This window comes from Bacillus sp. 05T21, from assembly GCF_056396785.1.
Genome location: NZ_JBFTMD010000004.1, coordinates 1 through 10,501, shown reverse-complemented (window position 1 = coordinate 10,501; position 10,501 = coordinate 1). Strand labels below are relative to the sequence as shown.

Below are 10,501 nucleotides of genomic sequence, written 5' to 3'. Positions count from 1 at the left end.
ATAACTCTATTGCAGTAAACATGCCAGATACCATTATCAAAGCCGAAATTCCTAAGTTAAGGGGTTTCAGCTTTTTGAGTTCGTTCGAATATCTTAGTCTTAGTTTTATGTACTTTGATAGAATAGATACACATCAGCATATTTGTGCTTAATTTTATCGTTTAATGCGGCTTTAATAAATCATTTTTAGTTTATATATCCCATACTGATAGCAATTGAATTTTATTATTTATCCCCTTAGATTATTTCAAATGATTCTATTTTCTTTCCATTTGACTCTTTTGATATATTTCAAATTTCTTGATTACATGTTGTATAGGGGAGCCCTTCTTTTTTCCACGTAAGAAATCCCCCCTTTAAATTAACTACTTTCTTTATATCAGCTTTTTGTAAAATGCTAGCTGCTATAGCGGAACGTAACCCCGTTCGACATTGTAAAACTATTGGACAATTTTTCGGTACATCATCTAGCCGTTCAAGTAGATTACCTAAAGTGATATGTATTGCATCATGAAGATGTCCTTCATCCCACTCTTTTTTACTACGCACATCGATAACCTTTACACTTCCATCTTTTATTAACGGATATAATTCATTTGATGTTTTTTCCTTATAAATCTCTAAACTATGGAATCTTTGAATTACCTTTGAAGGTGCAAAAGCAATAATATTATCTAAGCCAATGGACTCAAAGTCTCTAATAACTTCCTCCACTTTAACATTTTCCGCATCTAAAATTATTAAAGTTTCTTTTTTATAATCTAATATCTCCCCACACCAAGTTGTGAAAGAATTGTTATAAGGTATGTTAATTGACTTCTCGATGTGGCCAGCAGCAAAACACTCTACATCCCTTATATCAACTATTTGCTGAACACCCCTCATCACTTCTTGAAGTTCTTCTATTATATAAATAGCAGTAATCTCTCTCTTCTTACGAGTTGGTGGACCATACTTATTTAAATGCTTCATTAATGGAAAATACTTTGGAGGCTCTGGCTGTCCCGTCAATAAATTCGATATAAAATTATCTTCATCATTACATTGAAACGCCCAATTAAACATCTTTTCATAACCTAATGTGGAAGTTGGAATTGCTCCTAATGCTTTTCCACATGCACTTCCTGCACCATGTGATGGCCATATTTGCAAATAATCGGGGAGTATTTTTATTTTTTGTATAGAATCAAATAATTGTTTCGCTCCTATTTTTGCGGTATCTTTAATACCAACAGCAATTTCTAATAAATCGGGTCTACCTATATCTCCTACAAATATAAAATCACCTGTGAATATTCCTATCGGTTTATCATTCATATAATTATTTTGACTTGTATCGGTTACTAAAAAGGAAATACTTTCAGGCGTATGCCCTGGGGTATGAATGACATTGAATTTTATATGACCAACCTTAAACTCTGTTCCCTCTCTAACCAAATTGTATCGGCCCTCGTTAAGATTTTGATATTTCCAATCACTATCTCCTTCATCTGATACATATAAATTTGCATTAAAAAGAAGGGAAAGTTCTCTAGACCCAGATAGAAAATCTGCATGAATATGAGTCTCAGCCGCAGCAATTACTTCCATTCCCTCTTTCTTAGCAAATTCTATATATTGTTCTATATAGCGGCTGGGATCAATAACAATTGCTACGCCTTCCTTCTGACAACCAACTAAATAGGAAGCATGAGCTAATTTTTCATCATAAAAATATTTTAAAAGCATAGCTATTCCCTCCAAATGCTTATTTCAAATTACTTCTCGGTTGTTACAACAACTCTCTATCTTTCCTTATAGAATCCCTTTCAACATCAAATTCCAATACATATAGGGCAACATATACCTTTTAAGTAAAAACATACTATACCGTTCTTTCGCTTGATTAAACGGAAACGTTTCTTGAGGCTCATGTTCATAGTTAAATTCAGCGAGTATAAGACTTTTATATCCTGTAACAATCGGACAGGATGTATACCCATCATAATTAGCCTGCAAGTCTCTTCCATTAAGTACGTCCAAAATATTTTGTTTTAAGACAGGTATTTGTTTTCGAATTGCCGCTCCAGTTTTAGATGTAGGTAAATTGGTACAATCTCCAAGTCCAAAAATATTCTTATATTTTACATGCTGCAAAGTATAAGGACTTATATCTACCCACCCCTGATGATCACTTATCTCACTTTCTTTAATAAAGTTAGGTGGCCCCATTGGTGGAACAACATGTATCATACTATATGGTACTGTTTCTCGCTTCAGTGTTTGCGTATCTTCAAAAATTGCTTCTCTCTTTTCAGCGATAATTTCTACTAAGTTTTTATTATAGTTCGTTATAATTTGCTTTCTTTCTAGTACTTGTTCTAATGTTTCAGCATAACGCGGTACCTGAAATATGTTAGCGTTCGCAGAATAAAACATTACTTCACTTCTGTTTTTCAAACCGCCATTACAAAAATACTCTTCTGCTAAATACATAATTTTTTGTGGGGCGCCACCACATTTAATAGGAGTATTGGGGTGGGTAAAAATCGCATTTCCTCCTTTGAATTTTTCAATTTCTCTCCAAGTAGAATCAACATATTTATAAGAATAATTGCTACAAACCCCATTAGTCCCAATAGACTCCTTTAAGCCTTTAATACCACCCCAATTTATTTGTATACCGGCTGCTACAATAAGAATCTCATATTCAAGTAGCATTCCATCATCTAAAAGTATCTTATTTTGATCTGGAAACAACTTAACAACACTTTTAGGAATCCACGTTGCTCCTTTTGGAATAAGTGATTCTTGATCACGCATCGTACATTCCTTTGAAACAATTCCTCCCCCAACTAAACTCCATAGTGGTTGGAAGTAATGTTTTTTAGATGAATCGATAATAGCTATACTTTCTTTCAATAGGGATACATTTCGTAACAAATGTGCAGTAGAAGATAGTCCTGCAGTCCCAGCGCCAATCACAATAATTTTATAATTATCTCTGGTCTTCATTATCCTCTTCCTATCTGAATTTAATTTTTAAGTTAACTAATTATTAGCCTTATTTCATCGTAGTAACAATATTATAAGATAAAAATACTATTATTTTATCTTATTAAAACGAATATTCCGTTAACTTTATCCGTCGACATTACTATATGCGTAAATCCCTTATGTTACTTCTTTAATTTGTTTCAAACTCTACAAACTTTACATTTCTCAATATTAGCCTGTATCCTATCTCACTTTAATGACATTACACTTCTATAGATAATGAAATGCAAGTTTCTTTGGTATGGTTTGTCCATCCTCCTTTTCAGGAGATAGACAAAAACAATCTTATTCCAATAGCTATATTACCTATTCTTTTTTGAATCTTTGTTATAAATATCTATACATGCATTTGAGAACGTCTTTGTTGTTTTTCCAGTCCCTCAATAATGTGAGAATTGCTATTACCATATTTCCCGTAGCCTTTAAAATAGTACATACCAACCCGACTGGAATATTGAACACCTCATAACAGGAGATACTTTCTACTTAACTCAACGTTTTGGTAGAGCGCATTTTGGTGCCAAAATGAAGATTTTCAAGGTTCACCCTGACGGTACTTTACAACGCTTTATTACAATTGAACCAGAATTTATTACTACGCCTAAAGGGTTAGAAATTTGGAGAACACCAATTACAAATGTATATACTAAAGGGACATATATTGCAGTAATTAAGTATAACGGAGAATTTACCTACTCAAATCATTTTCAAATTAATTAACTCTTTCCTACTCAGTAGCTAGAATTGATTAATTAGGTAGCTATGAAGAATTAAGATCTTAACCAGCTTCAATTGGATTTTAACTTTTTTAATATAAACACATTTTACTTTTAATAGAAGTAAGTTAACTATTATATCCACCTACTCTTCGTATGCAATATTGCATACGAAGGGCCTTAAATATTTTGGTATACTATGCATGTGGATTTTTCATCCAAAATTCCACTCAAACGCATATTTATGTATATGCCGACCCTAATTGCTAAAAGTGAGAAGAATGTTATTCATTCTTCTCACTTTTTTTATTTAAAATGTGTGCTTGTACTTAGGTCTTTAGATATTTTATATTTTGAATCTTAATACTAATCCACGTATGTGAATTTCCTTATAAAAATAAACTCCAAAATAGAATCAATCTTCCAAATTCCACCTATGGAGTCAGTTGTTTTCTAAAAAACATTCCAGCGTTTTCATCAAATGATTTTAGAATAGTTAAATAATAACACCATTTACAAGCTCTGCATAAATTATTCATTTTCTTTTATATAATACCTACCTTTTTACTTCTGATAAATCATTAAACATTGGATTATATTTCACTTTTATATAAATAAAAGCCAAATAGCCGTTCATAATGAACGACTATTTAGAATCTTACTAATAATTTGAATGTTCTTCTTGTTAATCTATTTTGTGTAAACCTGTTGAAGTAACTTGATAGGTTCTTTTCTTACCTATATATTCCTGTTTACTATTCTCAAGGTTAATAAGTGTAGCCCGTGTCTTTTCCTTTACTGCTTCCCCTTCTATATGGGTAAACTCGATATAATCTCCCACTTTGACTGGCACAGTTTGTCTTTCAGCAGTTTGCTGTCTATTTCCCACTATTTCCTTATTGTACACAACACTACCGGATGAATTCTGTACTTTGATACTTGCATACGTATTATTAAAATAAGAATGTGGTACGCCTGCTTCTAAATTCACCTGTATTTTCTCTGTTACCCTATTATAATTTACTTTTGCAATTTCTCTATCACTATATCCTTTTAAAGACCAACCAAATTGATTTCCGTCTAAAACCGTTGTTTCTGGCATTTTTTCTACTTTCTTCAGACCTTCTTTTGTAACTTCGTACATTGCTTTTTTTCCAAAGCTTTCTTGTTTACTATTATCTACATTTGTGAAAGTAGCTCTATGCACACCTTCTAGATGTGTTAACTCAATATAATCCCCTACTTTAACTGGAACTTTTTGCGATTCAGCATTTTGTTGTTTGTTTCCATAGATGTCTTTATTGTATACTACTTTTCCTGATGCATTTTGTACTTTAATACTCGCATATGTTTCATTAAAATAATGATGCGGTACACCTGCTTTTAAGTCCACTTGCATTTCTTCTGCCGACTTATTGAAATTGATTTTAGCAAACTCGAAATCACTAATTCCTTTTAGTGACCAGCCAAATTGATTTCCATCTAAAATTGTTGCTTCTGGCATTTTTTCTACTTTCTTCAAGCCTTCTTTTGTAACTTCGTACATTGCTTTTTTTCCAAAGCTTTCTTGTTTACTGTTATCTACATTTGTGAAAGTAGCTCTATGCACACCTTCTAGATGTGTTAACTCAATATAATCTCCTACTTTAACTGGAACTTTTTGCGATTCAGCATTTTGTTGCTTGTTTCCATAAATGTCTTTATTGTATACTACTTTTCCTGATGCATTTTGTACTTTAATACTCGCATACGTTTCATTAAAATAATGATGTGGTATGCCTGCTTTTAAGTCAATTTTCATTTCTTCTGTCGACTTATTGAAATTGATTTTAGCAAATTCGAAATCACTAATCCCTTTTAGTGACCATGCAAATTGGCTTCCTTCTAAAATATTATTTTCATTAGGCACATCTGGTTTAATTGGATTAGAATCCGTACCCTTCCAAATCTCTGCTGTTAAAATTGGATATCCTAATGCAGCCACTTTTTGAATGGTATCGTTATTTGGACGCAATCCCCACTTCTCAAAGAAAGGTATCAAATTTTGTTTGGCTACTTTTGATGCCGAAATCATAAATAATTGTTTTTTATTTTCATCAGTTTGTGGAAGTTCACTTGAAGACATGTCTCTATACAATTGATGCAATTTAGGATAGAAGTCCTCTCCATATGCTAACTGTAGTTGCCAAAGCATAACAAGCTTAACAAAAACATCACTAACTTCGTCATAATTTTTATTAGGTTGTTCTAAGTATTGAAATGCCTTAGTATAAGCGCCCTCCTGTTGCAATCTAAAAGATTGATTAGATGTAAATGCTTTTTCTACAGAAAGGCTGTAAATATTATTTTGTACTTCTGTCATATTATAAAACTTCCAAGGTGATTGCTGTCTCAAATGCCCTGCCTCATGCCAAGGACCCCAGCCATCTTTTATAAATTTATTAATATCTAACACGTATTGGATTGCATCTCCTACATATGCGGTTCGATAAGAAGTTGCATACATATAATAATCGGGAGAATGATTTTCTTCTACGTAATGAATATAATGTTTATCTACTTGTTCCTCGGATAAACCAGCTACTTTGTCTTGAATTCGAGTAGCTTCATCCATCTTTTTTAAGAGTTGTACAGGATCTGTATTAGAACCTAACAAATATTTCTTAACACGTGCAGGGCTGGCCGTAATTAATACACGTTCTCCTTTTAACTCCACTGCATGTGCATTGGGATATTGGTCCAGCATGTTTATTAAATCTTGTTTCGTATGCTTTCCTAGTTCAAAAAAAGGAGTAGTCGTTCCACCTGTTGTGACTGTTGTTCGAATGGTACCACCTTGTTGTTTATTATAAAAATAAATCATCCCCCCATTTGGAGATTGGATTGTGTTTATACCAGGTTTTAATGTAAATGATTTTATTTTAGAATCTTCTCTCCAAGAAGCATCATACGAATACGTTCCAATGTATGCTTGAATATTTTGATTTCCTTCTACATTAATCGTTATTTGTTCATTTGGCTTTGCATATAAACCAGTGGGTTCATATGGACTAAATGCCATACTTTTTCTTTCCTGTTGTTTCAGTACCTCAACATCCCCTTTTCCTGGGACTGTATATATTCTGTTTTCTGATTTAACTGACTTTTCTCCTTGCAGTGATGTCGATATTTTTTTTTGCTGCTTTGTTTCCTCTGCAAAAACATCTGATGAAGAAACCATTCCAGTCGTAAGCATAGTTACTGTAGCAGTAGCTGCAAGTATTTTTCTAGTTTTATATTTTGAATTATTCCCCATATTATCTCCCTCATTTTTCCTTAGTGCATGTAAGGATTATTATTTTATTTATTATGTTTTTACACCGAAAATCATTTACGCTATTTATGTTGTATCTAATACTCTATTTTTTCTCATAACAATCTCCTTTTCTTTATTTCTAATTGTTTATAAATGTTATTTGATGACACATAAAATAACAACTTTGCGATAAACTCATCAATAACAACCTATTATGTTTTGATTTAGTATTGTTAACTTCCATCTAATTGTATAAAAGTATTCAATTAGGAAAATAAGAATATAAAGCTCACTAATCATAGATTAGGTTTTGCGGAAAAATTCATAAAAATCATTCACCTTAAAAATTCAAACTTGTATAACTACTTTCTACATATAGGATGGAATTATAAAAATATTTCAATAAAATAAAAGACAGAGGCCTGATTATACCTCCGTCTTTTCAATTTATAAAGAACAAAAAATCATTTTATAGCTGTATAAATGCCCTTGCAACAAATACTGTATTCCGCTATTTTTTTGAAGAAACAGGATCCATTTTTAATGTTTTTATCCCTTCTTTTAATGTAAACGCATCCGCGCTCAATGTTTTCCAACTATCTTTCGCTGCATTCAAATTAGGTTTTAGGAATTTGAATTTATTTTGATCCGCTTTTTGGGACGCTTTGTCAATATGACTAAGTACTCCTGAATATTGAGAATCTAAATCATGCCATTGTGCAGACATATAAGTAAGAGCATTAATAGCCGACCCAATTGCATTGTGCATTTCATTAATGTTATTATACGCAACACCGACTACACGATTTAATGTTACTTTATAATCTATAGTCTGACGTAATTGTGCTAACAACGGCTCTAACGTACCTAAATTATTTCTTGCTACCCCTATCATTACACCACCAGCAATCCACGTAGGAATTGAGGGAATTGATACAGTTATTATTCCATCTGATTCTACTTGTTTAAAATGTCTTACTTGCTCTAAAACTTCATTTAGGCGCTTTTCATCTTCATCAATTCCAGATGCTTGGTTTTTCAGAATCGAATGCAAAATATCTTTATGACCTGCAAATGCTCGGACATCTTCTCCAATACTATCTCTTAACTTAGCTAATTCTTGTATTAAATTCTGTGTATACGCTTGGTTTTGTTGAATCTCTTCTTGTAAATCTGTAATTCCTTCTTTTAATGTATCTCCATCTCCTTCATCAATGGCTTCTACTAGTGTATCGTAATAATTGTCAAACTTGGTATCATACTCCACAATACCCGTCAACGTATCTAAAAGTTGTCTTTTTATGTGCGTATCCCATTTAGTAGCATGCTCTCTTGCATTCTTTTGATCTTGTAGAATTTGACTAGGTAGATTTGTATATCCTTTAATGTCAATTCCTTCAAAGTTAACATCTGGGTTTTTAATTAACAAATAAGAGTAATCATTCATGGATTTTGCAAATACCCCAGCATCTTGCAAAGCTTTTTTCATCTTTTCGCTGTTTACAGAAAGAGATATATCTTCGGTACTAGTTTGTTCCATTTTACTTTCACTTGCGAAGGCTGCCACTGGAGAAACTACAGTAGTTGTTGTCAGAGTTAAAAACGTCGATACAGCAAGTAGTTTATAAGGAAAGTTTTTATTCATTTTAATTCCTCCTATACATATATATTGATTTTTAATTTGTTTTTTCTTGTTTAAAAGCAATGTCTTTTGAAATGAATTCTGCATCCTTATGAATATCATTCCAACTTTGTTTAGCAGCTTTTAAATCATCAGGTATTAAAGAAAGTTTATGTTCTTGCATTTGGTCGATATTATCATATAAATCTTTATAATTCGCTCCCATCGTATTCCATTGTTGCTGAATATTCGTTAGAGACATGATTGCTTGATCCACTGTCTGATACAAATATGTCAATGTGTCTTTTGTATTAGTAAGTGAAATAACTGCTTGGTTAGCAAGATCGGCTTTCATACTTAATTCTCCAATTTTATTAGAAATTTCGTTATAGGAGTTCATATGATTAGATGCCGCAACACCAGCTGCTGTTCCTAAACCGATACCAGCTGCCCCTAGAGCTGTTAGACCACCAACAACAGCTGGTGTCGCTGTGCCACCGGTCACAACAATTACTACCGCTCCTGCAATCGTTCCAATAACTAAAATAGCTGCTCCTAATCCACCACCAATTGACCAGGCTAATACATTATCAAAATGTGCTTTCTGCGTAGAACGTAAATTCTCAATTTCGGCCTGAAGTTGTGGGACTAGTGCTTGTTTTCCCGCTAATATAGCCGTTAATCCCCCTTGTCCATCTGGACCTCCAACATTATTTTTAAAATCTACAGTATTTGTATACAACTTTGTTTTGAAAGCTTCTAACATCTTAATAACTTCCGTAACTTCATTTGAATTTGTATGAATTGTACCGATTAAATCCCCTATTCCTTCTTTGAGGCCCGCCTTATCTTTCTTTTTTACAGTATCTACTAGTGTGTCGTAATAATTTTGAAATTGTTCATCATAATTTACAATATTACGTGCTGTCTTTTGAATGTTTGGCTTCGCTGTATCTAGCCAGTAATTTGCATTGATTCGTGACAGTTCCTGATTCAGGTGAATGTTTTTGATTAATTCTCCCCCTCCTGAACCTAAATCAATGTTGGATAAATTTACATTCGGTTGCTTAATCATTGTTTTTGCGTACAAATCCATTACAAGAATATGAGAGCCTGTTTCAGCCAACACTTTCTTTAATCCTTCAGGTCCTAACGTATAATTTTCTATTTTCTGTTCTTGTGCTGTCTGTTCTTGTGCAAGTGCGTGAATAGTACTACCATTCGTAGCAGTTATAACCGTTGCTAAAGCGGCCAAAGTTATGACCTTAAATGGAAATTTCATTTTTTGATTCTCCTCCTTATTTTCAGTTGCGTTATAATTTTTTCATTAAACCTTATTTCTTAATATTAAAATTTATTAACTTGTTCTTCGAGCTGATTTGTTACATTTTTTAGTCGTCTTAATGTATCTTTTTGAGACTGAGTGTTATTAGTATCAACTTCAGTCAATAATTTTGTAATACTATTATTTATTAGATTCAAATCCTCTTTATAACGTTTCATTAGCTCAATTTCTCCATCTACTTGATTAGCAAATGTATGCAAATCATTTTGCATGAAAAGAATCATTGATTTTTGTAAATCTGCTACTGTTAATTTAGTTGTTAAGTCATATAATTTTTGATTTTGTTTCTCTAGATCATCTAAATGCGCTCGTTGCTCTGCTGTTAGTTTATTAATTTCGGCAAAGGTACTATATGTTTTTTTAATTTTTTCAGGATCAATCACTTTCATAAGATCATACTCTTTCGTTTTTGTAACTGCAGCTGCAGCAATTTCACCTTTTTTACTTTTCTCTATCGCTTCACGTACTTCTTTTTTGGCAGCTTCAAT

6 protein-coding genes and 1 pseudogene are annotated in these 10,501 nt (G+C 32.6%); 1 reads left to right on the top strand and 6 read right to left on the bottom strand.

The window, feature by feature from the left end:
• Nucleotides 1–291: 291 nt before the first annotated feature.
• Nucleotides 292–1,728, bottom strand: coding sequence for an MBL fold metallo-hydrolase (locus AC1DKZ_RS10520; RefSeq protein ID WP_215560422.1), 1,437 nt, complete (start codon nucleotides 1,726–1,728; stop codon nucleotides 292–294).
• A 66-nt stretch (nucleotides 1,729–1,794) separates the two neighbouring features.
• The gene (locus tag AC1DKZ_RS10515) at nucleotides 1,795–2,994 is read right to left on the bottom strand and encodes an NAD(P)/FAD-dependent oxidoreductase (protein ID WP_016120229.1); all 1,200 of its coding nucleotides are present in this window, start codon (nucleotides 2,992–2,994) and stop codon (nucleotides 1,795–1,797) included.
• Between the two features lie 495 nt (nucleotides 2,995–3,489).
• On the opposite strand from AC1DKZ_RS10515, the gene AC1DKZ_RS10510 reads away from it, so the two are divergent.
• Complete coding sequence (locus AC1DKZ_RS10510; RefSeq protein WP_087944691.1) at nucleotides 3,490–3,756, top strand: DUF5065 family protein; 267 nt, start codon at nucleotides 3,490–3,492, stop codon at nucleotides 3,754–3,756.
• A gap of 681 nt (nucleotides 3,757–4,437) precedes the next feature.
• Here the strand turns inward: AC1DKZ_RS10510 and AC1DKZ_RS10505 are convergent.
• The 4 genes and pseudogenes from AC1DKZ_RS10505 to AC1DKZ_RS10490 form a co-directional block, all read right to left on the bottom strand.
• Entirely contained in the window at nucleotides 4,438–7,047 is a 2,610-nt protein-coding gene (locus AC1DKZ_RS10505; RefSeq protein WP_476996169.1) for a putative mucin/carbohydrate-binding domain-containing protein, read from the bottom strand.
• Nucleotides 7,048–7,558: 511 nt separating this feature from the next.
• Nucleotides 7,559–8,692 carry a hemolysin BL binding component B gene (gene hblA, locus AC1DKZ_RS10500; RefSeq protein ID WP_113936483.1) on the bottom strand — a complete coding sequence of 378 codons (1,134 nt, stop codon included), beginning with the start codon at nucleotides 8,690–8,692 and terminating at the stop codon, nucleotides 7,559–7,561.
• Nucleotides 8,693–8,723: 31 nt separating this feature from the next.
• Nucleotides 8,724–9,950, bottom strand: coding sequence for a hemolysin BL lytic component L1 (gene hblD, locus AC1DKZ_RS10495; RefSeq protein ID WP_002136363.1), 1,227 nt, complete (start codon nucleotides 9,948–9,950; stop codon nucleotides 8,724–8,726).
• A gap of 65 nt (nucleotides 9,951–10,015) precedes the next feature.
• Nucleotides 10,016–10,501: pseudogene (locus tag AC1DKZ_RS10490) on the bottom strand (hemolysin BL lytic component L2); the annotation flags it as partial.

What these genes read in the sequence shown, in the direction of transcription:
- AC1DKZ_RS10505 (WP_476996169.1), bottom strand. Translation starts at nt 7,047, where the DNA reads ATGGGGAATAATTCAAAATATAAAACTAGAAAAATACTTGCAGCTACT.
- hblD (WP_002136363.1), bottom strand. Translation starts at nt 9,950, where the DNA reads ATGAAATTTCCATTTAAGGTCATAACTTTGGCCGCTTTAGCAACGGTT.
- hblA (WP_113936483.1), bottom strand. Translation starts at nt 8,692, where the DNA reads ATGAATAAAAACTTTCCTTATAAACTACTTGCTGTATCGACGTTTTTA.
- AC1DKZ_RS10515 (WP_016120229.1), bottom strand. Translation starts at nt 2,994, where the DNA reads ATGAAGACCAGAGATAATTATAAAATTATTGTGATTGGCGCTGGGACT.
- AC1DKZ_RS10520 (WP_215560422.1), bottom strand. Translation starts at nt 1,728, where the DNA reads ATGCTTTTAAAATATTTTTATGATGAAAAATTAGCTCATGCTTCCTAT.